Genomic DNA, 23402 nt, shown 5'->3' on the forward strand with positions numbered 1-23402 from the left:
CGGCACGGCCGACCTTACCGTGGGCTCCGGTGATAAGTACCTTCATGATTGCTCCTTCTGTGCTGCAGTGTTATGCGCGTCCGTTTGACGCGCTGTTGTGATCTGTGCGACCTGGCCGCCCACGCCAACAGGTTCATTCGCGGGCGGCTGCACGGCGTCGAGTCCATCGCCCAGCACTAGCACGGGCACCTCCTAGGCAGCGGAGGCGTGCCCGACGAGTCCCTTCCGCACGATCACGCAGCCGTAGGTGCGCGTTTCGCCGGTGCGGATGATGACGTAGGCGCTGTCGGCGGCATCGTAGAAGGCATACCGGTCGATGAAACGGCTCCCCTGGGCAGTGACGCCGGCGGCGGTCAGGAGCTGCTCTTGCACCTCGAGCAGCGATCCATCGGCCGAAGTCATCAGGTCGACGGCGGGGGTGTCATCGAGCGGAAGCACGCTGCGCACCGCCTCCAGCACGTCGGGCGATGATGTGCCCGGCATGGAGACGAGGCGTCGGGCCAGGCGCGAAGCAGGGAAGTGGGCGTCGACGATCAAGGCGGTGTCCGAGTGCCCCATCTCGTCGAGGTGTTTGAGCAGCTCTCCGGTCAGGAGCGGGTTGATTCCCTGCAGCATGGCGGGTTCCTTTCGTGTGGTCGTTCGGCGTGGTCAGGGGCGGGGCTGCGGCGCATCGGGGAGCCCGTAGACGCGGGTGGCCGTGCCGGACAGGATGCTCTCCTGTTCGGCCGGGGCCAGCTCTCCGATCAGTTCCGAAGCGACCTGCCAGGTGGGCTGATAGCCGCCAACGGGCACGGTCAGTGGCCAGTCGCCGCCGTACATGAGGCGCCCCGGGCCGAACAACTCGAGTGCTGTGTCCCAGACCTGCCGGAGGGCATCGGCCGTGAACGGGGCATCCGTGACGTTGAGCCCGGAGAGTTTGGCGACGGTGTTCGGGTTCGCGGCCACCCCGGCCAGGGCCGTCCTCCACGCCTCCATGCCGTCCCGGCCGCGCGGCGGTTTGCCCAGGTGGTCGATCACCAGCGTGAGGACAGGCAGGTCGCGGGCAAGCCGCTCGGTCTGGCCGAGGTGGCGCGGCCAGGCGTCGTGCACATCGAACGGGAGACCGCGTCGCGCCAGTTCCGCGAGGGAGGAGCGCACGCTCGAACGGTCGAGGAAATCCGCCCGCGGGTCGTCATTGATCAAGTGACGCACGCCGCAGAACGCGGGATGCTGCAGCCACCGATCGAGGTCCCGGCCGGCGGCGAGGGGATCGTCGAGCCGGATCCAGCCCACCACGCCGAGCGCCCACGGGTGGGCGGAGGCGACGTCGAGCAGGTACTGGGTGTCGACCTCGGTGTCTTCCGCCTGCACGAGCACGGCGCCCGCCATGCCGGCCGCCTCCAGTTCGGCAGCCGCCTCTTCCGGCGACCAGCTGGCGTGCAGGACGCCCAATTCCGGGCCGAGCCAGGCGTAGTCGCTCACCGCCAGGTCCCAGAGGTGCAGGTGGGCGTCGATGCGGCGCGGCTCGGCGCTCATGCGGGGATGAGTTTCTTCCGGGCGAGCGCCTGCCACAGCTGCTCGGGGATACTCACCCGCATGTGCTCGGCGTTCTGATGCAGCTGCTCGGGGCGGCTACCGCCGACCACGATGGTGCGTACCGTGTCGTCGCGCAGGGTGTACTGCAGTGCGGCAGCGGGGAGCGTGACCCCAAAGTCCCGGCAGACGGCAGCGATCGCCTGCACGCGTGCGAGCACCTCGGCCGGTGCTTGCCCGTAGTCGTACCGCGCCCCCGCCCCGGGGTTGTCGGTCGCGAGCATCCCGGAGTTGAAAACGGAGGCGTTGACAATGCCGACGCCGTGCGCCCGGCAGGCCGGGATCACCTCGGCCAGCGCAGGCTGTTCGGCGAGCGTGAAGCGGCCGGCCACCATGAGGAGGTCGAGCAGCCCGGTCTCCACCGAAGCCAGTAGGGCGTTCGTGTCCATCGACCCCACCCCAATGGCGTCGACGAGCCCGTGCTCGCGCAGCCCGGCCAGCGCCGGCAGGGCGGACTCGAGCCCCTCCCGCAGGCTGTGGCGCTCCGGGTCGTGCAGGAACAGCACATCGAACCGGTCGAGCCCCGTGCGCGCCAGCGATTCCTCGACGCTCTGCCGGATGCCGGCGGCCGAGAAGTCCCAGACCCGCCGGGTGTCGGCCGGCACCGCGAAGTCATGCGCCAGGTCCAGCGTGCCGGCCCCCTCCGGGTTCGGCCGCAGCAGGCGCCCCACCTTGGTCGACACCAGATATTCGCCCCGCGGCTTGGTCGCCAGGAAAGCGCCGAGGCGGCGCTCCGACAGGCCCAGCCCGTAGTGCGGGGCCGTGTCGAAATACCGGATTCCCTCATCCCAGGCTGCCTGCAGAACCGCCCAGGCCTCGTCATCCGTCAGCGCCCGGTAGAGGTTGCCCACATTGGCGGCGCCGTAGCCCAGGCGCGGGAGTGCCAGATCAGTCATGTCCGGGGAAAGCGTACTCGGCGCGACTGGACGCGTGCATCTCGGTGCCGGCGCCGGGCGCCACCGGCGCCCGGTAGGCGCCCCGCCGCACCATCGCGGGCGTCACGAAGTGTTCGTGCAGGTGGTCGACGTATTCGATGACTCGTTGCTCGGTCGTGCCGGAGACGGCAACGAAATCGAACATGGAGAGGTGCTGCACCGCCTCGCACAGGCCGACACCGCCGGCGTGCGGGCAGACGGGAACGCCGAATTTTGCCGCGAGCAGCAGGATGGCGATGTTCTCGTTCACCCCGCCGACCCGGGTGGCGTCGATCTGCAGCACCTGGAGGGCGTCGGCCTGAAGGAACTGTTTGAACATGATCCGGTTGGCCATGTGTTCCCCCGTCGCGACCGGAATGGGCGCGACACCGCGGGCGATCGCTGCGTGGGCGAGGATGTCGTCGGGGCTGGTGGGCTCCTCGATCCAGGCGACGTCGAATTCGGCCAGTCGTGCCATCCACTCGATCGCCTCGTCGACGCCCCAGCGCTGGTTGGCGTCGGTGCCGATGCGGATGTCCGGGCCGACCGTTTCCCGGGCGATGCGCATCCGGCGGATGTCGTCGTCGACGTTGGCGCCCACCTTGAGCTTGATCATCGAGAAACCGTCCGCGACCGCTTCCCCGGCCAGCCGCGCCAGCTTCTCGTCGCTGTAGCCCAGCCAGCCGGGCGTCGTCGTGTATGCGGGATAACCGGATGCCAGCAGCTCGGTTTCCCGCGCCGCCCGGCCGGGCGCCGCCGCACGGAGAATACCGAGGGCGTCCTCCGGGGTGAGGGCATCGGTGAGGTACCGGAAGTCGATCAGCTCGACGAGCTGCTCCGGTGTCATGCGGGACAGGAGCTGCCAGAGCGGAAGGCCGGCGCGTTTGGCTTTGAGGTCCCAGAGCGCGTTCACGACCGCGCCGATGGCCATGTGCATGACGCCCTTCTCCGGGCCGAGCCAACGCAGCTGCGAATCCCAGACGAAGCCGCGCCAGGTTTCTCCCATGTTGCCCAAAAGGTCTTCGACATTGCGGCCAACGAGGTGGTCGGCGAGCGCACGGATGCCGGCCACCTGCACCTCGTTGCCGCGACCGATCGTGAAGACGAAGCCGTGGCCCTCCAGGTCGTCATCCGCGTCGGTGACGATGCGCAGGTACGCGGCCGAGTAGTCGGGGTCGGGATTCATGGCGTCCGACCCGTCCAGCGAGGTCGAGGTCGGGAAGCGCACGTCGCTGGTCTCCAGCGCGATAACGGTACTCACAGATGTTTCTCCTTGATCGGCACCCCGAGCCTAAACATCGGATGTATAGAATGTCAATTGACGATGTGCGGCCACGTTCATCCGTCCCTGCCGAAATCGCGGCCGGAGAGTTCAGATGTTCGATCACACCAGTCGCCAAAGGAAAGTTGACTCATGAAATTCGCCCGCCTCGGCCCGATCGGCCGCGAGTTGCCCGCCGTGCTCGTTGACGGCCGGTACTTCGACCTCTCGCCGATCGCGCGCGACATCGACGGAGACTTCCTCTCGTCCGGCGGGGTGGAGCGCGTGCGTGAGGCGCTCCGGGCCGGCTCCCTGGCGCCGGTCGCCGGAGCGGGATCGCTGCGCATCGGTGCGCCGATCGCCCGCCCGAGCGCCGTCGTCTGCATCGGCATGAACTACGCGGCGCACGCGGCCGAGTCAGGGTCCACCCCGCCCGATGTGCCGATCATCTTCCTGAAGACCCCCAACACCGTGGTCGGGCCCAACGACGCGGTGGAGATCCCCCGGAACAGCACGAAGACCGACTGGGAGGTGGAACTGGGCATCGTGATCGGCAAGCGCACGTCCTACCTCGCGTCGCCGGCGGAGAGCATCGACCACATCGCCGGATTCGTCACGGCAAACGATCTCTCCGAACGGGACTTCCAGATGGCCGTCTCCGGCGGCCAGTGGTCGAAGGGCAAGTGCGCTCCTGGCTTCAACCCCACCGGACCGTGGCTCGTGACCCCCGATGAGGTCGACTATCAGAACCTGGCTCTGCGGAGCTGGGTCAACGGCGAGGCCAGGCAGGATTCGACCACGGCCGACCAGATCTTCCCGGTGGACTTCGTGGTCTGGCACCTGAGCCAGTACCTGGCGCTCGAGCCCGGAGACCTCGTGTTGACCGGTACGCCGGAGGGCGTTGCCCTGTCCGGTCGGTTCCCCTACCTCGCGGCCGGCGACGTCTGCGAGATCGAGATCGAGGGCCTCGGACGTCAGCGCCAGGAGTTCATCGATGCCACCAACGAAAGGCAGCACCATGAATGAGTTCGAGAACCTCGTCGCCGTCGTCACCGGGGGTGCGTCCGGCATCGGAGCCGCGATCGCCCGTCGGCTGCGGGAGGGCGGTGCGTCCGTCGCCGTGCTCGACCTCCAGCCGGAGGGCGCGGATGCCGCACACTTCGCCGTGCGGGCCAACGTCGCCGACGATGCGTCGGTGCGTGCGGCCATCGCCGCCGTGGCCGCCGAATTCGGGCGAATCGACATCGTGGTAAACAACGCGGGAATCGGCGCGCAGGGCACGGTGGCCGACAACGACGACGACGAATGGGCCCGCGTTCTGAGCATCAACGTCGTCGGGATCGCGCGGGTCTCTCGCGCCGCGCTTCCGTGGCTGCGCCAGTCGCCCTCCGCCGCCATCGTCAACACCGGCTCGATCGCGGCGACGGCCGGCCTGCCCGCGCGCGCCCTCTACAGCGCGTCGAAGGGCGCCGTGCTCGCGCTCACCCGGGCGATGGCCGCCGACCACCTGGGCGAGGGCATCCGGGTCAACAGCGTGAGCCCCGGCACCGCGGACACTCCGTGGATCGGCCGTCTCCTCGAGAAGGCCGACGACCCCGTCGCCGAACGTGCCGCACTCAGCGCCCGCCAGCCGCACGGGCGACTGGTCGCCGCGGATGAGGTCGCCGACGCGGTTGCCTACCTGGCCAGCCCGCGATCCGGCTCGACGACCGGCGTCTCGCTCGAAGTCGACGGCGGCATGCAGAACCTGCGTCTCCGACCCGAGTAGCCCGCGAGGCCCCTTCCCGGGCGAACGCGGCGCGGGTTCGCTCCCCGACGGTCAGTGGATGCGGGTGGCCTGGTTGCGCGCGACCAGGAGCCAGCTGGCCCCCTCGTCGTTCGAGACCCAGCCCTCCCAAGTGTAAGCCTCGGCCGTGATCGACGTGAAGTTCCAGCGGATCAGGCGCCCGTCGGTGCCGGTGCCGTCCTGGCGCAGTCCGTTGCGATGCGGAGTAGCGACGAGGTGGCAGTACTCCCCCAGGACCGGCGAGAAGAAACTCACCCTCCACGCGCCGGCGTTCGGGTCGTACACCCGGACGGCAGTGGCCACGGTTTCGAATCCGGACGGATGCGTGGCGCTGGCAACGACCTCGACGTCCTGCACGGCGCGGCCGTCCAGGATGAACTGGACAATCCAGGTGAACTCGCGTTCGCTCCACTGGCCGCTTTCCTCGTCCAGTCGGGAACTCTTCGTCGACCAAGACCCAACGAGCTGGCCGAACCGGCGCATCCGGCCGGGGTACTCCGGCGTTGGTCCCGGCGCGATGAGCGCATGGGCGAAGTCGGGCACGGAAGCGGAGGTCATACCCCGATTTTAGCCCGGCCCATGTTGCGTCCGTGTGAACAAGCTATGCGCGTGGCCCGCCGCCGTCCTCGCCCGAGCTGATCCGGCTGACCTGGATCGTCACCCGGTCGACGGTCGGGCCGTCGGCATCCGAGCCGAGGTGGCCGTAAATGGCCTCGAGGATGCGCTCGCACACCTCGGCGGCCGGGCTCGCGTCAGAGATTGCGACGCTCACCGCGACGCTGATACCGCCGCCGGAGTTCGTGACCGCGATCGGTTCCCCGGACGGCTGCCCGATGAGCGTCGCCACGAGGTCCGCGGCCGCGGCGAGGGCGGTCGGGCGCGCGTCGTAGACCTGCACCACACCGTCGATCGACTTCACCAGTCCGGTCAGTTGCTCATGCAGTTCTGTTGTCGTCATTGGTCCGGCTCCTGCCCGTCGCGGGCGACGGTGACATCGGTAACGGTCACATCGATGGCGGCGAGGGTCAGCTCCGTGTGCCGGCGGAGCGCACCGGCGATGCCCTCGCGGACGCGCTGCGCGGCCGCCGGAATGGGTTCGCCCCAGTAGACGCCGGCCTCCACCGCGACGGTGATCGGGGTGCCGGGCACCGTGACATCGCCGTCGAGCCGGCAGCGGCCGATCAGCGCGCCGGGTACGGAATCTCCGGCCGCACGGATGAGCCCGCGCACGGCCCCTTCCGTGATGCTGAACTCGGCGTTCGGGCTCGGCGACGTGAGCGGAATGGATCTCCCGGCGCGCGCCTCGATGTGGATATTGGTCAGGATGCGCGAGACCCAGCTGTCGTCCCTGGCCGGCTCGGCGTCGGCGTCGGCCTGGAGCAGGCCCCCGGCCACTGCGCGGAACCGGAGCAGCGATTCGAGCGCGAGCTGATGCGCGGGCGAACGGTCCAGCAGCTCCTGCGGGGGCTTTTCGCCCCGGTCCAGGTATTCGCTGAGGTCGGCAATGATGTCTTCCGACTGGTCATGCGCCTCAGTGTTCGGTGTTTTCATCGCCATTCCTCCATTTCTTCCACTAGTTTCCGTCGCGCCCGAGCCAGGTGTCCGCGCACGGTGGAGGGAGGAATCTTGAGTTCTTCCGCAATGTCGTCGTAACTGTAACCACCCATTTCGCGCAGCAGCCAGCACTGACGCTGCGTCTCGCTGAGCCTTCCGAGCACGTCTGAGATCTTGTCCCATTGCGAGTCGGCCTCGACGCGATGGTGCGGAGTGTCGGAGTCGGGCGCCTCCACATCCCAGATCTCGAGCGGCGCGTGGTCGCGCCGTGCACGAATCCGGTCGATGGCCTTGCGGCTCGTGATCCGCATCAGCCACGACTTGACCGCGCTCAGGTCTTTCAGGGTCGGCAGCTGGTCCCAGGCGGTGATGAACGCCTCCTGGACGACGTCATCGCTCTCGCTCGTTGCCCCGAGAACCCGGGTGGCATACGCCCGCATCAGTGGCCCGTGGCGGCGAACCAACACCTCGAAGGAGCGCACGTCCCCATCCACGGCACGGCCCGCGAGCACAGCGTCGGGCGCCTCGACCAGGCGCAGATTGTTGTGTGACTGCGTCATCGGAAACCCCCTTTTCAAACCTTTTCGTGCACTTTCGTGACGAATGCGCGTCGAGTTGCGTCTTACTAGTGACCATGCGATTCGGTTGCCCGAACTGACTGGTCCCTATTCTGGCAAGGAGTTGAACACAATGGTTGACACCGCACCCACACTCGAAACGAGCGGCGCGATTGCCGGCACAACGGTCATCACCGACAGCGTCATCGCCAAGATCGTCGGCATCACGGCGCGCGAGGTATCCGGCGTGCACACGCTGGCCAACGGCGCGGGCCCCCTCGGCGCCATCCGCGACGCCATCAGCGGCGCCGACCTCGACCAGGGCGTGAGCATCACTGTCGCGGACTCGCAGGTCGCCGTTGACATTTCCCTGGTCGCCGAGTACCCGGTTCCGCTGCACAAGGTCGCCGCCGATGTGCGCGCCGCGGTCATCGCGGCCGTCGAGTCCCTCGTCGAACTGCAGGTCACCGAGGTCAACGTGACCGTCAAGGACGTGCACCTGGCCTCCGACGACGACACCACCGGCAGCGCGAACACACAGGTCGGAGCGTAAACAGGTGATCGAGCAAGAAACGGATCGGGGCACCACCCGGATCAGCGCGCGCGCAGTCACGCGCGTCGCCGCTGCCGTGGCCGCCTCGCATCTCAATCTGGCGCCGGACACGGTCGGCGTCACCGTCGCCCGGCCCGACGGCCGGATCGAACTCACGGTGAGCGCGCCCATCCCGGCCGCCACAGTGATCGACCGGGTGCAGGAGCAGATCCGCCAGGAGTCCAGCGACCTCATCGGTTCAACCATCGGCCGTGTCACTGTGCGGCAGAGCAGCGCTCCCCAGGCGGCGGCGCTGGCCGGCACCATCCTGACCCGGGTGCGTTCGCGCTACCGCGAGGATCCCGTTCGCCTTGTGGGTCTCGTTGCGGTCGGCCTCACCTCGGTCGGCATCGTCGCGGGCATTCTCGCCCGCGCCATCTCGCGCAAATAACTCCCCCCACCCACTTCCACGGCACGGCCATGTCGGCTGTGCACGACCCCTAGAGAAAGAGAGGCCCCTCATGGGCGCATCAGAAAAGATCAACAACGAAGCCGATGACCTCAAAGGCAAGGCCAAAGAGGGCTTCGGCAAGGCAACCGACGACGACGCAACCGTCGCCGAGGGCAAGGCCGACCAGGTCGGTGCCAACCTGAAGAAGGCCGGCGAAAACGTCAAGGACGCCTTCAAAAAGTAGACGTCTTCCGGCGGTGCCCGGGTTTCCCTGGGGGGATTCGGGCCCCGCGACCCGCACAATCACATCACTATCGAACAAAGGACACCCACATGGGCTTCATCGCATTCCTCATCCTCGGACTCATTGCCGGCGCGATCGCAAAGGCTATCCTGCCGGGTCGCCAGGGCGGCGGATGGCTCATCACGCTCCTCCTGGGCGTCATCGGCGCGTTCCTCGGCGGATGGCTCGGATCGCTCCTGTTCAACGTGCCGCTGAACGACTTCTTCTCGATCTCCACCTGGCTCCTGGCCATCGGTGGTTCGATCATCGTGCTGCTGGTCTACAGCGCAGTCTTCAACCGCCGCAAGGCGTAACGCCCCGGCCGCACGGCCCGCAAAAAATCCGCCGGCGCACCGAAATTCTCGGTGCGCCGGCGGATTTTTTGTTTGCGGTTTCTTGCTGTGGTGCCGGCTACTCGCCGGTGCTGCCGGCGTCGCTCGCACGCACATCCGTGCGGTGGAAACTCTGGAATGAACGCGAGGCGGTTGGCCCGCGCTGGCCCTGGTAGCGGGAGCTGTACTCGCCCGATCCATAGGGTCGCTCGGCGGGCGAACTCAGCTGGAAGAAGCACAGCTGGCCGATCTTCATGCCCGGCCAGAGCTTGATCGGCAGCGTCGCGACGTTGCTCAGCTCGAGCGTGACGTGGCCGGAGAAGCCGGGGTCGATGAAGCCGGCCGTGGAATGAGTGAGCAAGCCCAGCCGGCCGAGCGAACTCTTGCCCTCGAGTCGGGCGGCCACGTCGTCGGGCAGGCTGATGAGCTCGTAGGTGGAGCCGAGAACGAACTCACCGGGGTGCAGGATGAAAGGTTCGTCCGGCTGAGTCTCGATCAGGCGGGTCAGATCCGGCTGATCCTCGGCGGGGTCGATGTACGGATACTTATGGTTGTCGAACAACCGGAAGTACCGGTCCAGTCGCACGTCGATGCTCGAGGGCTGGATCATCTCCGGCTGGTAGGGGTCCAGACGGATGCGTCCAGCGCCGAGTTCTGCCTTGATGTCGCGGTCCGAGAGAAGCACGATGCCAGCCTACCGGCGCGTACTTGATAAGCTGGCACGGTTCCGGCAGCGACAACGCCGATACGCGGATGTAGTTCAATGGTAGAACTTCAGCTTCCCAAGCTGATAGCGCGGGTTCGATTCCCGTCATCCGCTCACCTGATGCCGGCGCCACCATCCTCGACCCGACCGGTCAGGCGGCGGCGGAAGCTGGCGTCCTCCGTAGTACTGATTTCAACGTCGTACCAGCCGTTGAGTGCCGGCCAGCTGAGCTTCTTCCGCTGTCCGGGCCGCAGGACCTGCGTGTGGGCGTGGCTGACGTACTGCAGGGACGTGAACGTCAGCGTGACGGCAACGGATCCGGTGTTGCTGACTGCGAGTTCCACGTCGCTTGCCTCCCGATTCTCCGTAATGCTGGCATCCACGCCCACAGCGGCCCCTGCGGATGTGCCCGCCAGCTCGTACTGGAAGCCGTTCGGCCCCGAGACGGCGAGGTCGTACTTCCCGTTCTTCACTGGAACGTCCACGCTGAGGTTCTTCAGCACGTCGAAGTGCTGCGGCACGGCATACTCGCCCGCATAGCCGTAGAGCGCGAAGTGCGTGGACCGTGGACCGGTGTTCATCAGCGCCAGCGTCACGTTGCCGGCCGGGTGCGCCTGGGCGGCAACCTTCGGGCGGTAGGGCAACGGGCGAGCCGGACGGGTTCCGGATTCCTGGATTGGTGAGGCCTGGGCCGTCGGCGGGGTGGGATGCCAGCGGGCGATGGCGGCGGGAACCGGGCCGGGGTGATCCACCTCGGGTTGCGTGCCCGCCCTGGTGAAGTCAAAGACACTGGTCAGATCGCCGCAGACGGTGCGCCGCCACGCGGAAATATTCGGTTCCCGAACCCCCGTCCACCGTTCCAGGAAGCGGATCACGGACGTGTGGTCGAAGACTTCTGAGCTGACATAGCCGCCAATAGTCCACGGGGAGACGACGGTCATCGGCACCCGCGGGCCCAGGCCGATGGGCGAGCCGCCAAACCAGTCATCGCCGCTGCCAGACTCCGGTCGTGGCGCAACTGGTGGGGGGACGTGGTCGAAGTAGCCGTCGTTTTCATCAAAGTTCATGAAGATGGCCGTCGTCGCCCAGGTCTCCGGGTCGCTCGCGATGGTGTCAAGCAGCCGGTAGATGAAGTTCGCGCTGCCTACCGGGGTGGAGGCTCCGGGATGCTCCGAGTCCGCGGCCGAAGGGACGATCCAGCTGACCTCGGGGAGCTCGTTCGCGGCGATATCAGTGCGCATCCGATCGAGCAGAGTATCCGGATTGCCGCGCCACATTGCCTTGTCGAAGAGCGATTTCTCCGCCTCGCTGAGCAGCTCACGGCCCTGGCTGAGTTGGGCCAACAGCCGCTGCTGCTCGGCGGGGGCCTGCGCGGCCAGGCTGTCGTAGAACTCTTCTGTGGTGCGCAGGTGACCGTCCACGGCGGCCAGCATCTTGTGGCCGATCTTCTTGAAGGTCTGGAAGTACTCCACAGCATTGTCGGTGAAATTGTCCCAGTCCTGGTAAATCCGCCAGGACACCCCGGCCTCCTGTAACCGTTCCGGGTACGTGGTCCAGTCGTAGCCGGCATGGTCATAGTTGTAGGCGGCGTTGGTGACGGCGCGGGAGGCGGAACCCGGCTCATTACCCACCGTTCCGGACCAGAGATAGTTGCGGTTGGGGTTCGTGGATCCGTTGATTGAGCAGTGATAGGCATCGCAGATGGTGAAGGTATCCGCCAGCTCGTACTGCAACGGGCTGTCCGCACGTTCGTAGTACGTCATGGTCGACGGGCTCTTGGAGGGGATCCACTTGTCGCACCACCCGTTGCCCCAGGCCGCGGTCGTCCCGGCCCAGGAGTGATCCAACGCGCCCAGATACTGGATATCAGAGGCCGGGCGACCGGCCAGTTCGGCAGCTTTCCGCAACGAGAACGGCAATACGGTCTCGCCGCTGGCCGAGGCTTGTTCGAAAACGGGTTTGCCGCTGGGCAAGCGCAGCGCCGCCTGATCCGCGAAGCCGCGGACTCCGCGCAGGGACCCGAAGTAGTGGTCGAAGGACCTGTTTTCCTGCATCAGCACAATGACGTGTTTGATGGCCTTCAGCCCGCCGGGGCGAATCGGCTGCGCCATCGCCGCCTGCACGGAGGGAGGGAGAAGAGAACTCGCGGTCCCGACTGCCGCAGCGGCTGCCGCAGTGCTCAGAAACCGACGCCGGGAAAAACCTGTGCTGGACATGCGACTGCCTTTCATCGACGTGCAAAGCGGGCGCTGAGTGACTTTCGCACCCCCACGCCAGCTTCGCGTCCGCACCCTGACTGGCAGCAAATGCTAGCTAAACGCGGGATGAACACCCGCGTCAGGCGATCGCCGACCGGGCCAATCTCATCCGTCGGCTAGTCGGTTTCGAAGGCAGGTGAGTCTGCCGGCCACAGTGCTCCACCCATGCCTGTCCGGGCGGTCATCAGGTCCTCGGGGTGTTCGCTTCCCACAATCCATAGGTCACTGCTACGGCCCCGGATTGACCCGCGGCCTCGGGGAAAGCTCGACGCTGTCGCAGGATCATCACGAATGCCGTTCCAATCAGGCCCAGTCCGATGACCTCTCCGCCGAGAACGCCCCACAGGCCGAGGGCGATCTCATAGGTGACCCAGGTGGCCACGCCGAAGAACATCACGGCTTTGACGTGCAGCACGTCGCGAAGCGACAGCGCGACGATGACGAGCCCCGAACCGAGAATCGGTAGCCACGCGGCCCACCAGGTCGGTATTCCGTTGAGCCCCAGGTAGGCAATCCAGATAGCGGAGATGAACGCCGGGGTCCACCAGAGGCTCCGCGCCCACGCATGGTCGTCAGAGCGGGCAATGATCCAGCCGCGGACAGCGGCGATCGCGGGTATCGCGGCGGTCCCGGGCATGCCCAGGAACAAGTACGAGGCAGTGAGGATGACGGAGGCCACCGCATTCCGGACGACGGTGGTTCGGCGTTGCCTCGACCAGTGCGACCACAGGATGACGGCGATGCCGACGAAACCCAGGGCCTGACCCGCCCACCACGTCCAGCCCACGCATGCCTCCACGTTGTAGTCGCTATTGCACGTCATTTCGAATACCAGGATCGCTCCCGACGTGCTTCCGGCATCCGGCAGACGGAGGCTGGAGCACGACGGGCGGAATCATCTGAGGAGCTCGCCGGGGGCTCCGCCATCGAGGTCGAAGCGTCGTCCGAGATTTCGTTGTGCGGCCTGGCGCATCACGAGCCCGACGACGGCCGCGTCCACTGCAGACGAGCCGACGGAGTCGAAGACAATCCTGCGGCCACTCCTCCGCGACCCGATTCCTGCTTGGAGCACGGTCCCAATGCTTGAAACCCGCACCGCAGAGTCCTCGCCCAGGTAAGCGCATTCACCGACCGCCAACGCATCTGAGCGGACGTCCGCGTAGACCTCAGCGGAGTCGAGGACGCCTGGCGCCAGTTCGCGCTTCCCAGCGCTGTCAGCTCCCATCGCCAGTATCACGGCGTCCGGGAGGAGGTCCTCCACGGAAACGAGCGGCGATTGTGAGGGGGTGCACGTGATGACGAGGTCAGCACCGATCACCGTGTCCGAAATGGTTCGGCAGGCGCGGTGCTCGACCCGCCCCTGGTACGCGGCCGCCAGGTCAGCCGCATGCTCGTGCGTGCGGCTCCAGATGCGCACGTCACCCGCGATGCCGAGGTACTCCAGCGCTTCGTCTATTCTTTGCGCCACGGGACCCGCACCAACGAGCGCGACTCGAACCGGCCCCGGGCCCACCAGGGCTCGGGCTGCGACGGCCGCGATGGCCGCGGTGCGCATAGCCGTGAGGTCACCACTGGCCATAACGGCTTGCAGGCGCTGTTTCTCGTAGTCGAAAACCAGGATCGCCCCTGAGGTGCTTCCAGCCTCGGGCCGAAGGTTTGCTTTGACCGAGATTATGGGCGGTTCTGTGAGGGCCCCGGACTTGAGGTGCAGGGACGCCCCTGGCACAACCAGCTGACTGGAGATGCTCGGGAGGACGTCGCCCTCGGCCAGATCGATCAGGGCGCGCTGCGTCGCATCAATCAGTTCAGGCCAGGTCAGCAGGCTGCGGACTTCCTCGCGATCAAGCATCAGGATGGGTTCGGTGCCGGACATAGTTCTCCAATAAGCGTCGGTAGGTGTCACAGGGCGGGGGTGGGTCGCGCGGCGGACGTCACAGGCTGCGCCGCATGGCATCAACTCGGATCCGCTGCACGATCTGGCCGTTGCGGGTGCCGTACACCTCGCGTTGCAGGTCCATCCACACGCAGCTGTGAATGGGCAGGATCCTCACGCGTTCCCCCAGTCGCAGATCCTCATCCTCGGCGGCAAGACCGAGTACGGCGTGCTCTTCAGAAACCTGACGAAACCCGCTGCCCGGCCGGTTCACCAAGTGCCCGTGTCCGTGCTGGTCCGTGCGCGCCGTCGTAATGCTCTTGCTGCCGGCATTCAAGGTGGCACGCCCCGGAGCACGGCTGACCACAGTGGCCAGCATGCTGAGTGCGAGCTGATCTGGCGTGCACGCGTACCGTCCCAGCGTGCGCAGGTCATTGAAGACGTATGTCCCGGGCCGAACCTCGGTGATTCCGTCGTCAGCGGACAGATACGGCGTCGTCACGGTGGAGCCCGCGCTGACGACATCAACCTGGAGCCCGTGGGCCTCGAGCCCTTCCCGGGCGCGCTGCATGGCACGTACCTCATCACGAGCCACCTGCTCGATACCCTGCTGGTCCACCGCCTGGTGCGCTTGCCCGGCGTGGGTGAGGATGCCCCGCACGCGCAGGCCCGGGAGCCTGTCGACTTCGGCCGCCAGGGCGCCAGCGTGTTCGGGCAGGACCCCGGCCCGATGCATGCCGGAGTCGATTTCGATGAGCACCGGAAGCTCACGACCAACCGACGTGGCGGTCCTGCTGTATCCCTTCGCGACATCGATCGAATCGGCAACGACCGTCAGCGCCCCCGCGTCCACGAGCGGCGCGAGACGGCGGAGCTTGGCCTCCCCGAAGACCGGGTAGGCCAGCAGCAGGTCCCGGACGCCATGCCGCCACATGACCTCTGCCTCGCCGACCGTCGCCAGGCACAGTCCCGTCGCCCCGGCGGCCAGCTGCAGGTCTGCGATGAACGTACTTTTGTGGCTTTTGGCGTGGGGACGCAGGGCCAGGCCCCGACGTGTCGCAAAGTCAGCCATGGACGCGATGTTTCGTTCCAACACGTGCAGGTCGACGAGGAGCGCGGGCGTATCGAGCAATTCACTCTCGAGGTCGAGAGGCAGCTGCGCTTGCGGATCGAGCGCCAGCAGTTCCTCTGGGTGAGCGAGATGCGTGGTGGTCGTCATAGTTATCTGCCTAGGTGGGGCACTGCTGCCGCGTTTGCGGCGCTGGTGCGGGTTTGGATGGGATTCGGGTTGCTTAGAGAACGCGCACGGCGTCCAGGAGCGCCGGGAGTTCCACCCAGACCTTGTCGGGAATCTCGAAGTTGAGCGCCTCCCAGCAGCCCACGACCTCCGATGCGGTGGCCGCGCCAACGAGCGTGCAGTCGAAGCGAGGCTGCTGCAGGCTGAATTGGAGGGCGAGGGCGAGGACTGGTATGCCGCGTTCGTCACACCACGCGTGGACCTGTTTGGCCGCCTGAACCTCCGCAGCCGGCGGGGTCCACCGCTCGGTGCCGACGCTTTCCGGGTCGCGACCGGAGAGAAGACCCATGGCCAGGGCCGCGCCGTTCACCAGGCCCAGCCCACGCGCCTCTGCCAGAGCGAAGATGTCGTCCGCATTCTGACGCAGCAAAGTGTAGTCATTGACCATCATGCAGACGTCAAGGTGGCCGCTGTCCACCGCCTGGCGGTGCAGATCATGGTCCTGCACGCCAATGCCAATGGAGCGGATGACGCCTTCCGCCTTGAGCGCCACAAGCGCCTCCATCGCGCCCCCCGGCGCCAACGCGGCAGCCAGCTGGTCAGGCTCGGGCTCATGAATGTGACAAAGATCGAGATAGTCCACACCGAGGACCTCCAGGCTGCGGGCGACGGTCCATCGCGCCGCTTCTGCGGAGTAGTCACCCGGCTTCTGCGGGTGGGTACCGACCTTGCTGGAGATGTAGTAGCTGTCACGGGGAACCCCGCGAAGCGCCAGACCCATCCGGCGTTCGGCCTCGCCGTACTTGGGGGACGTGTCCAGGTAGTTCATGCCAAGTTCGAGGGCCTTTTCAACTGCGGCGACGCCGTCCGCGTCTCCGACCGGCCCGAAAATTCCGCCCAAACCGGCGCCGCCAAGGCTGACTGCGGTGACCTTCATGTGCGTATTGCCGAGTTGGCGCAGCTCCAGGGGGTTGATGATGCTCACGGTGCTCCTTCGTTTAGGTTTCCAGCGCCGTCGGGCGCTGATCGAGGTTGGGCTGGTGTCGTCGCAGTGTGCGGCCGGCACGGATGCCGGTGGGCTGGCCGTCGCGGACGGCGAACCGTCCGGACACCAGGACGTCGCGGATGCCCACGGGGTCTTGCGTCGGATCGTCATAGGTTGCCGGGCCCGCCACTTCTGCGGGATCGAAGACGACCAGGTCCGCGTGGTAACCCGGCTCAACGAGACCGATACCGGTCAACCCAAGTCGACGGGCCGGCTGCGAAGTCATCTTCCGCACCGCGTCCTCCAGGGTGAGGATGTCGGTATCACGGACGTACTCACCCAGGATCCGCGGGAACGTGCCGTGCAGGCGTGGATGCGGTCGGCCCCCCGCAAGAAGGCCGTCGCTGCCGAAACACGTGCTTGGCTCCTGCATGACCTGCCGCAGGTCTTCTTCCGAGCAGGCCACCTGAATGTTACTGACGGCACCGTCCTCGGCAATCAGGAGATCCAGCAGGAAGTCCCCGGGATCCGCCGACTCGGAACGGGAGGCGGATGCCGCAGCCACGCTGCGACCGACGAGATCCTGGTTGCCCACCGTCAAGACATGGCTGATGTAGATGTTCTCCCAGCCGATGCTCGCAACGCGGTTGTCCCATTGGGGTCGCCCGTTGATCCAGTCGGCCTTGATTCTTGCCCTCTCGGCCGGGTCCGCGAGGCGCAGGAGCATCGCCGATAGCCCGCCGGCCAAGGCCCAGTCCGGCAGGAGCGCGGTCATCGTCGTGCTGCCCGCCAGATACGGGTAGACATCCGATCCGGCGTCGATCCCCTCGGCGCGCGCCTGACGAAGCATGGCCAGGGACTGGCTGACTTTCCCCCAGTTCCGCCCGCCGACGACCTTGTGATGGGCGATCTGCACGGCCGCGCCGGTTCGTCGGCCGACGTCAAGGGTCTCGGCAACGGAGTCCAGAAAACCATCGCCCTGATCCCGCATGTGGCTGGAATACAGTGCTCCGGCGCGGGCAGCCTCGTCAACGAGCTCGCAGATCTCCTCGTGTGAGGAATAGGACCCGGGGGCATAAACCAAACCGCTGCTGAGGCCGACAGCCCCCTGCCGCAAGGCCGCTGCGGCAAGGTCCACCATGGCGCGGCGCTGTTGCGGCGAGGGGATTCCCGCGTCGAAACCGCTGACGGCGCAGCGGAGGGAACCGAGACCGACGAAAGTGGCCACGTTCACGGCCGGCCGGGCCGCAGTAACGCGGGCCAGGTAGCCGTCCACATCGGACCAGTCCCAGTCGAGCTCCCCGAAGCCAAGCACTGGCGTGGCGTACTGGCGGGATTCCGCTCTGAACTGTTCGGTTATCGGGACCACGGAAATACCGCAGTTGCCCACTATCTCGGTCGTAACCCCCTGACGCAGCTTCTGATGAGCGCCCGGCTCTGCTATCAACGCAAGATCCGAGTGGGAGTGCATGTCGACGAAACCAGGCGCCACTACATGGCCTGTAGCGTCCAGGACCTCGCCGGCCGTTCCCAGGAACTGGCCCGGCGCGACCACATCAACGATGCGGTCTCCCCGCACAAGCACATCGGCGTAGCGCCAGGAGTTACCGGTCCCATCCACCACGCGGCCGCCGCGAATGAGCAGGTCGATGTCAGCGATGGCGTCGGCTGCCCGGCTCACTTGACCGCACCGGCCGTCAGGCCCTTCACCAGATTCTTCTCGATCAACAGGAACAGGATGAGAACCGGCACGATGGCGATCAGTGCCGCTGCCATGAGGTAGTTCCACTCGACGGAGTACTGCCCCAGGAAGGAGTAGATACCCAGAGGAAGCGTGCGGTTGTCGGGGGTCGAGATGAAGGTGAGCGCGATCATGAACTCGTTCCACGCCCAGATGAAGGCAAAGACTCCTGAAGCCACAAGAGCGGGCTTGGACATCGGCAGCACGACGCGGACAAGCGCGCCCACCCTGGTGCAGCCATCCATCATGGCTGCTTCCTCGATCTCAATGGGAATCGACTCGAAGTATCCGGCGAGGAACCAGACCGAGAAGGCCAGGCTCAATGCAGCATACGTGATGACCAGCGACGCGTTGTTGTCCAGCAAGTGGACCTGGTTCATGAAGCGGAACAGGCCGATCAGGAGTACAACCGGCGAGAACATCTGCGTAACCAGCAGGGCTTGGCGGAACAGGCGCTTGCCCGGAAAGTTCAGCCGCGCCAGGGCGTAGCCCGCGGGTATCGCGAAAGCCATGTTCAGCAGTGTTGCCAGCACAGAGACGACAACGCTGTTGAGCACGTATCGCAATAACGGCACTGCCGTCCACACAGTGACGAAGTTCTCCCAAGCCCACGTCTTCGGGAACCAGGTCGGCGGGAAGCTGAACAGTTCCGCGCGTGGACGCAGCGAAGTCGACAGGGCAAATGCGAAAGGGAAGATCGATACGGCCACGACCACGGCGAGAAAAGCCAGCAGGAGCCACCAGGACAACCCGCGCTCATGCCGCTTCATTTGATGCCCACCTTGGCCCGCTCTTTCGTGATGTGAGAGAAGGTGAGGCTGAAGGCCAGCAGCAGCACGAAGATCAGCATCGCCATGGCTGCGGCCGGGCCGAACTGACCCTCAGCAAAGGCACGCTTATAGATATAGGTCACCAGAATGTCCGTCCGGTATGCCGGGGAACCTTGAGTAAGCACCCAAGGAATGGGGAAGGAGTTGAAAACGTAGATCACGTTGAGCAACGTGGTCACGATGAGAACCGGCCGCATCAATGGCAGGGTGATGTGCCAGAAACTGGCCCAGAAGCCCGCGCCATCGACCATCGCCGCCTCGTAGAGTTCGCTCGGGACCGACTGCAGCCCCGCGAGCAACGAAAACGAGGTGAACGGGATGGACACCAGGATCCCGACAAGGATGATTGCCGCCCAGGCTGTTCCCTCGGAGCCCAGCCAGATGATCGGCTGGTCGATGAGGTGCAGCCTCATCAGCGTGCCGTTGATGATGCTGTGCTGGCCGTCCAGGATCCAGCGCCAGATGATCGCGTTGATCATCAGTGATGCCGCCCAGGGAACGATCAGTAACGCCCTCGCCAATCGACGACCGTGGAAGTTGAGGTTGAGGGCCAACGCCACCGGAATTGACACAACTGTCGTGATTCCCACGACTGCTACGGTCCAAAAAACGGTCTGAGCAAGAACGCGCAGGAACACCGTGTCGGAGAGTAACGCCTGGTAATTCGCCAGTCCAGCGAATCCCTCCCGCTGTGCCAGCGAGTTGACGTTGCTGAACGACATGAGCGCCGTCTCCACAATGGGGTAGAAGACGATCACGCCCACGAGGACGACGGTGGGCAGGATGAAGAGCAACCCTACCAGCGGCTCCGAGCGCGGCATGCGCAGCCGCCTTCGCGCTGGCCTGCCGGTCCGCACGCCTTCTGCCTCTAAAACAGCCATATCCATTCCGTCCTTCATTTGGAGTAACGCGGGTCACCAGTGACGGGGCACTGGCAACCCACGTACCTCATTCGTTGTGCCGCGGGTTACCAGCGACGGGGATCACCGGTAACCCGCCCACGGTCACAGCTTGTCGATCTTCGCCGTTGCCTCGTCCAGGGCTTCCTGCGGGCTGGCCAGCCCGCTCAAGGCCTTCTGGATGGCCACAGTCTCGATCTGCTGAATCTGCTCGAACTTGGGGTGCTGGGGCTGGAATTTGGCTGTCGCCAGTGCGTCGATGAAAGGCTTGTACTCAGGGGTCTGGTAATAAGCCGACTCCGCCACGGCGTTGAGTTCAGGCAGCATGCCTTCGGTTTCGTCAAAGACCTGACGGTACTTGGGCTGATACATGAATTCGATGAACTTCCAGGCCTCCGCCTGATGCGCGCCACTTGCCGACATCCCGAGAGAATCCGTGACCGAGACCGTCTGCTGTTCCTTGCCATCGTTCGTCGGGAACGGCACTGCGGCAAATTTCATGGACGGATTGTCCGCCTTGATCATGGCTGTCAGCCACGGCCCGGTCGGGTACATCGCCAACTGGCCGGCCTTGAAGTTCTCAATGACCTGCTCCCGAGTGAATCCACTGGGCTCGGGCTGGCTGCCACCGCTCTTGACCAGATCGGTCAGGAACTCCAGCGCTTCGACGCTCTCAGGCTCGCTCAGCATCGACTTCCCATCTGCATCGAGGATGTCGCCCCCGTTGTTGTACAAGAAGTAGTTGAAGAAGGTGTCCACCTCGATCCCGCTTGCAGGCACGCCCAGTCCGTAGAGCTCCGGCGGATTGGCCGACTTGGTGGCCGCCTCCATCAGGTCGTCCCACGTCTCTGGTGCGGACAGGCCCGCATCCTCAAGTACGTCGGTGCGGTAGAAGAGCAGCCGGGCCGATACCGCCACCGGAAGCCCGTAGGTCTTGTCCTCGTAAACGCCGGCGTCAAGGACTTTCTGGTTGAAGCCCTCCCGGAAGTCCGCCGTCAGAAGATCGTCCAGCGGCGCGAGCTGCTTCAGCCCTGCGAACTCTGAGATCCATCGCGTAGCGTAGCCGAAGACGTCCGGCGCCTGGTCAGAGCCCATGCTCACGGCCAGTTTGTCGTGCATCTTGTCCCATGGCGCGGTTTCGAGGTTGACCTTGATCTCGCCCTTGTTGGCCGTGTTGAAGTCATCAACCATGGTTTTCATCAGCGGTGTGGTTTTCGCGCTGTACTCCGGAAAGAGGAAACGCAACTCAACCTCACCCCCGCCTGCCGAGTTGTTCGAGGTTCCGCATGCGGCCAGGGAGGCCACTGTGGCGACCGCCAGGGCAAGTGCCAAAGCTCGGCGCGCGCGCCGCCCTGGGCGAGCGAACAGGGATTTCATCATTGTGGAGCCTTCCATTCTGTAGGGTTGCGGTGCGTCAGGAAGAAAACGAAGTGGGAGGGGTGAGGCAGGTGGAACTACAGGCCTTCGCCCTGCGGTTCCTGAAGATTAAGGACGACCAGTCGGGAATCCGTCATCTCCTCCACGGCGTAGCGGACACCCTCCCGGCCGGTACCGCTTTGCTTCACGCCTCCATAAGGCATGGAGTCCACGCGATATGACGACGCGTCGTTGACGATGACCCCGCCAACGTCCAGCCTCTGGGCCGCGGCGAGCGCGACATCCAGGCTGGCGGTGAAGATGCCCGCCTGCAGGCCGTACTCGGTGTTGTTCGCAATGTGGAGCGCTTCGCCCAGGGTGGCGTAGGGAATCAGCACCGCAACGGGAGCAAACGCTTCACGACAGGCCAGGCTCGACTGCAGGGAAGGCCTGGTCAACACGGCGGGCGTCAGGAACTGACCGTCGCGCGTGCCACCGCACACCAATTCAGCGCCGTCGGCTACAGCCTCTGCGATCCACTCCTCGACGCGCGTCGCAGCCTCGAGGGAAATCATTGGACCCACGTCAGTCGATTCCTCCGACGGGTCTCCTACGACCAGGGCCTGGACATGATCGGCGAGCTGTGCGGTGAATTGATCGAAAATGCTTTCCTGAACAAGGATGCGCTGTGCGCTGATGCAGACCTGGCCTGCGTAGATCGACAATGATCGGGCCAGCGCCTTTGCAGCCAGGCCCAGGTCCGCATCCGTGTGAACGATATTGGCGGAATTGCTTCCGAGCTCCAGCAAGGTCTTGCGCAGGCCGACCGTTCGCCGAATGTGGGTTCCCACCGCAGTGCTGCCAGTGAAGGTGTACACAGCGAACCGGGGATCCTCGAGGAGTTGCTGGCCGACCGTCTCTCCCCTGCCCTGGACCATGGTGACGTGCCCGGGCGGCAGCCCGGCGTCAAGCAGCGTCTGCACCAACATGATCGCCGACAACGGCGTGACCTCCGCGGGCTTGACCACGACAGTGCACCCCGCCGCGATCGCGGTCGGCACCTTGTGCGACAGCTGATTCACGGGGCCGTTGAACGGAGTGATGGCACACACGACTCCGGCGGGTCGACTCATCGTGAACGCACGGCGGTTTTCCGAACCGGGAGTGGCGTTGACCGGAACAACCTCGCCTGTGAGTCGGGTAGCCTCCTGGGCGCACAGCTCGAAGGTCAGTACCGCACGGGCAACCTCGGCGCGGGAGTCACGAATGGACTTGCCGGCCTCAGCGACAATCGACCGGGCAAAGTCCTCGGCTCGTTCCGCGATCAGCTCCGAGGCCCGTCGAAGGATCGTCGCCCGCTCGAAAGGGCTGAGTTCCTGCGCGGCGAACGTCGCGGCCGCCTGCGCCACCGCTGCATCCACTTCGGCAGGCGTGGATTCTCGGAGCGTCGCCAGCAGGTGGCCGCCGAAAGGAGCCCGCACCTCCAGCATGTGCTCGCCGTTGCCGGCCTCCCATCGCTCACCGATCAGGAGACCGCGGGCCGGTAGATTATCCGGTATGAAACTTTGCATGCATCGAAGTATGCATGCTGGTGTGGTGCCGGTCAAGCAATTTGTTATCTCTTTTTGATGCCAAAAATGTCGTCATTGCCAAACGGCACGATCAGGGCACGCGCGGATATGATCTTGTATGCATGCACGCATGCTGAATTGCACGGCAAGCCACCGACAACAGTCAGTGCCACGGAAGTCGCCCTCACGAGGGACGATACTGAAGGAGATGACCCGATGCCCCCACTTGGGCGAACGGACCAGCGTTTGGCGCCGGCTCCAATCAATCGAACCACGGAGGTCTACGAGCAATTGCGCCAGGCCATCGTGGAGGGATCGATCAGGCCGAACGAGCGCCTCATTGAGAGCGATCTCGCCGAGCGGCTTGGGGTGAGCCGCACGCCGGTGCGCGAGACCATGCTGCGACTTGCCGGCGACGGCCTGATAGTCAGCCAGCGCCGCGGGTGGGTTGTGCGCGAACATTCTCCCGAGGAGATCCGAGAGGTCTACGAGATCCGCGCCGCACTCGAAGGGTTCGCCGCCGGTCTGGCAGCCCAGAGGGCAACTGATGCGGAGCTTAAAGCCATCGAGGCGATCCATCAGAGCTATATCGACTCGATTCAAAGCTCAAGTCGTGGGCATTTGGTGGAGCACAACGACGCCTTCCACGAAGCGATCATCGCCGCGGCCCGCAACCAATTGCTTGCCGAGCAGATTCACCGCAA

The 23402-nt window shown here is 65.5% G+C and carries 26 protein-coding genes and 1 tRNA gene; 8 read left to right on the plus strand and 19 right to left on the minus strand.

All coding sequences use genetic code 11. The features are described 5' to 3' along the window. Positions 1 to 192: 192 nt before the first annotated feature. Genes E3T54_RS00040 through E3T54_RS00055 form a run of 4 tightly spaced genes read right to left on the minus strand, consistent with a single transcriptional unit; the run spans position 193 to position 3747 of the window. Positions 193 to 615: an RbsD/FucU family protein gene (locus tag E3T54_RS00040; protein ID WP_134474046.1), complete on the minus strand. Its 423-nt coding sequence runs from the start codon at positions 613 to 615 to the stop codon at positions 193 to 195. Between the two features lie 33 nt (positions 616 to 648). Then, positions 649 to 1515, minus strand: coding sequence for an amidohydrolase (locus E3T54_RS00045; RefSeq protein WP_134474047.1), 867 nt, complete (start codon positions 1513 to 1515; stop codon positions 649 to 651). After that, the gene (locus tag E3T54_RS00050) at positions 1512 to 2468 is read right to left on the minus strand and encodes an aldo/keto reductase (RefSeq protein WP_134474048.1); all 957 of its coding nucleotides are present in this window, start codon (positions 2466 to 2468) and stop codon (positions 1512 to 1514) included. The genes E3T54_RS00045 and E3T54_RS00050 overlap by 4 nt, the downstream gene beginning before the upstream one ends. Then, on the minus strand, positions 2461 to 3747 hold the full coding sequence (locus E3T54_RS00055; protein WP_092324742.1) for an enolase C-terminal domain-like protein: 1287 nt from the start codon (positions 3745 to 3747) through the stop codon (positions 2461 to 2463). The genes E3T54_RS00050 and E3T54_RS00055 overlap by 8 nt, the downstream gene beginning before the upstream one ends. A gap of 153 nt (positions 3748 to 3900) precedes the next feature. On the opposite strand from E3T54_RS00055, the gene E3T54_RS00060 reads away from it, so the two are divergent. Then, a complete protein-coding gene (locus E3T54_RS00060; protein ID WP_092324744.1) occupies positions 3901 to 4773 on the plus strand; it encodes a fumarylacetoacetate hydrolase family protein in 873 nt (290 codons plus the stop codon). Further along, positions 4766 to 5515 (plus strand): SDR family NAD(P)-dependent oxidoreductase, encoded by a 750-nt coding sequence (locus tag E3T54_RS00065; protein ID WP_092324746.1) that lies wholly within the window; start codon positions 4766 to 4768, stop codon positions 5513 to 5515. Before E3T54_RS00060 ends, E3T54_RS00065 begins: the two co-directional genes overlap by 8 nt. Before the next feature lie 51 nt (positions 5516 to 5566). Here E3T54_RS00065 and E3T54_RS00070 read toward each other — a convergent pair whose 3' ends face one another. Genes E3T54_RS00070 through E3T54_RS00085 form a run of 4 tightly spaced genes read right to left on the minus strand, consistent with a single transcriptional unit; the run spans position 5567 to position 7647 of the window. Further along, positions 5567 to 6091 carry a hypothetical protein gene (locus E3T54_RS00070; RefSeq protein WP_092324748.1) on the minus strand — a complete coding sequence of 175 codons (525 nt, stop codon included), beginning with the start codon at positions 6089 to 6091 and terminating at the stop codon, positions 5567 to 5569. 43 nt (positions 6092 to 6134) lie between these two features. Beyond that, positions 6135 to 6491, minus strand: a complete 357-nt coding sequence (locus E3T54_RS00075) for a hypothetical protein (RefSeq protein WP_134474049.1) — start codon at positions 6489 to 6491, stop codon at positions 6135 to 6137. Further along, complete coding sequence (locus E3T54_RS00080) at positions 6488 to 7084, minus strand: hypothetical protein (RefSeq protein ID WP_134474050.1); 597 nt, start codon at positions 7082 to 7084, stop codon at positions 6488 to 6490. Before E3T54_RS00080 ends, E3T54_RS00075 begins: the two co-directional genes overlap by 4 nt. Continuing rightward, positions 7081 to 7647 carry an RNA polymerase sigma factor gene (locus tag E3T54_RS00085; RefSeq protein ID WP_134474051.1) on the minus strand — a complete coding sequence of 189 codons (567 nt, stop codon included), beginning with the start codon at positions 7645 to 7647 and terminating at the stop codon, positions 7081 to 7083. Before E3T54_RS00085 ends, E3T54_RS00080 begins: the two co-directional genes overlap by 4 nt. Positions 7648 to 7777: 130 nt before the next feature. Between E3T54_RS00085 and E3T54_RS00090 the strand changes: the two genes are divergently transcribed. From E3T54_RS00090 to E3T54_RS00105, 4 genes are all read left to right on the plus strand, one after another. Further along, positions 7778 to 8197: an Asp23/Gls24 family envelope stress response protein gene (locus E3T54_RS00090; RefSeq protein WP_134474052.1), complete on the plus strand. Its 420-nt coding sequence runs from the start codon at positions 7778 to 7780 to the stop codon at positions 8195 to 8197. Positions 8198 to 8201: 4 nt separating this feature from the next. Next, positions 8202 to 8627 carry a hypothetical protein gene (locus E3T54_RS00095; protein ID WP_134474053.1) on the plus strand — a complete coding sequence of 142 codons (426 nt, stop codon included), beginning with the start codon at positions 8202 to 8204 and terminating at the stop codon, positions 8625 to 8627. Positions 8628 to 8697: 70 nt separating this feature from the next. After that, positions 8698 to 8871: a CsbD family protein gene (locus E3T54_RS00100; RefSeq protein ID WP_134474054.1), complete on the plus strand. Its 174-nt coding sequence runs from the start codon at positions 8698 to 8700 to the stop codon at positions 8869 to 8871. Between the two features lie 89 nt (positions 8872 to 8960). Further along, positions 8961 to 9224, plus strand: coding sequence for a GlsB/YeaQ/YmgE family stress response membrane protein (locus E3T54_RS00105; protein ID WP_092324760.1), 264 nt, complete (start codon positions 8961 to 8963; stop codon positions 9222 to 9224). A gap of 97 nt (positions 9225 to 9321) precedes the next feature. Here E3T54_RS00105 and dcd read toward each other — a convergent pair whose 3' ends face one another. Beyond that, on the minus strand, positions 9322 to 9927 hold the full coding sequence (gene dcd / locus E3T54_RS00110) for a dCTP deaminase (RefSeq protein WP_134474055.1): 606 nt from the start codon (positions 9925 to 9927) through the stop codon (positions 9322 to 9324). Positions 9928 to 9991: 64 nt separating this feature from the next. Here dcd and E3T54_RS00115 point away from each other — a divergent pair. Further along, a tRNA-Gly gene (locus tag E3T54_RS00115) sits at positions 9992 to 10062 on the plus strand. Here E3T54_RS00115 and E3T54_RS00120 read toward each other — a convergent pair. From E3T54_RS00120 to E3T54_RS00165, 10 genes are all read right to left on the minus strand, one after another. Next, a complete protein-coding gene (locus E3T54_RS00120; protein WP_134474056.1) occupies positions 10062 to 12179 on the minus strand; it encodes a phosphocholine-specific phospholipase C in 2118 nt (705 codons plus the stop codon). The genes E3T54_RS00115 and E3T54_RS00120 overlap by 1 nt on opposite strands. Positions 12180 to 12390: 211 nt before the next feature. Continuing rightward, positions 12391 to 12993, minus strand: coding sequence for a YgjV family protein (locus tag E3T54_RS00125; protein ID WP_166804771.1), 603 nt, complete (start codon positions 12991 to 12993; stop codon positions 12391 to 12393). Positions 12994 to 13101: 108 nt separating this feature from the next. Next, positions 13102 to 14079, minus strand: coding sequence for an ornithine cyclodeaminase family protein (locus E3T54_RS00130; RefSeq protein WP_166804772.1), 978 nt, complete (start codon positions 14077 to 14079; stop codon positions 13102 to 13104). Between the two features lie 58 nt (positions 14080 to 14137). After that, on the minus strand, positions 14138 to 15298 hold the full coding sequence (locus E3T54_RS00135; protein ID WP_134474059.1) for a D-TA family PLP-dependent enzyme: 1161 nt from the start codon (positions 15296 to 15298) through the stop codon (positions 14138 to 14140). A gap of 73 nt (positions 15299 to 15371) precedes the next feature. Continuing rightward, positions 15372 to 16301: an aldo/keto reductase gene (locus E3T54_RS00140; protein WP_166804773.1), complete on the minus strand. Its 930-nt coding sequence runs from the start codon at positions 16299 to 16301 to the stop codon at positions 15372 to 15374. Between the two features lie 13 nt (positions 16302 to 16314). Next, the gene (locus E3T54_RS00145) at positions 16315 to 17982 is read right to left on the minus strand and encodes an amidohydrolase family protein (protein ID WP_166804774.1); all 1668 of its coding nucleotides are present in this window, start codon (positions 17980 to 17982) and stop codon (positions 16315 to 16317) included. Continuing rightward, positions 17979 to 18812: a carbohydrate ABC transporter permease gene (locus E3T54_RS00150; protein WP_092324776.1), complete on the minus strand. Its 834-nt coding sequence runs from the start codon at positions 18810 to 18812 to the stop codon at positions 17979 to 17981. The genes E3T54_RS00145 and E3T54_RS00150 overlap by 4 nt, the downstream gene beginning before the upstream one ends. Further along, positions 18809 to 19759, minus strand: coding sequence for a carbohydrate ABC transporter permease (locus tag E3T54_RS00155; RefSeq protein ID WP_198414404.1), 951 nt, complete (start codon positions 19757 to 19759; stop codon positions 18809 to 18811). Before E3T54_RS00155 ends, E3T54_RS00150 begins: the two co-directional genes overlap by 4 nt. A 117-nt stretch (positions 19760 to 19876) precedes the next feature. Then, the gene (locus E3T54_RS00160) at positions 19877 to 21151 is read right to left on the minus strand and encodes a sugar ABC transporter substrate-binding protein (protein ID WP_166804775.1); all 1275 of its coding nucleotides are present in this window, start codon (positions 21149 to 21151) and stop codon (positions 19877 to 19879) included. Between the two features lie 74 nt (positions 21152 to 21225). After that, positions 21226 to 22698: an aldehyde dehydrogenase family protein gene (locus tag E3T54_RS00165; RefSeq protein WP_134474063.1), complete on the minus strand. Its 1473-nt coding sequence runs from the start codon at positions 22696 to 22698 to the stop codon at positions 21226 to 21228. A 216-nt stretch (positions 22699 to 22914) separates the two neighbouring features. Here E3T54_RS00165 and E3T54_RS00170 point away from each other — a divergent pair. Continuing rightward, positions 22915 to 23402 (plus strand): GntR family transcriptional regulator (locus tag E3T54_RS00170; protein ID WP_166804776.1); only part of this gene is annotated, 488 nt, incomplete at its 3' end.

Origin of the sequence: Cryobacterium sp. Sr8 (assembly GCF_004403225.1) — a bacterium.
In the GTDB taxonomy this organism is placed as follows: domain Bacteria; phylum Actinomycetota; class Actinomycetes; order Actinomycetales; family Microbacteriaceae; genus Cryobacterium; species Cryobacterium psychrotolerans.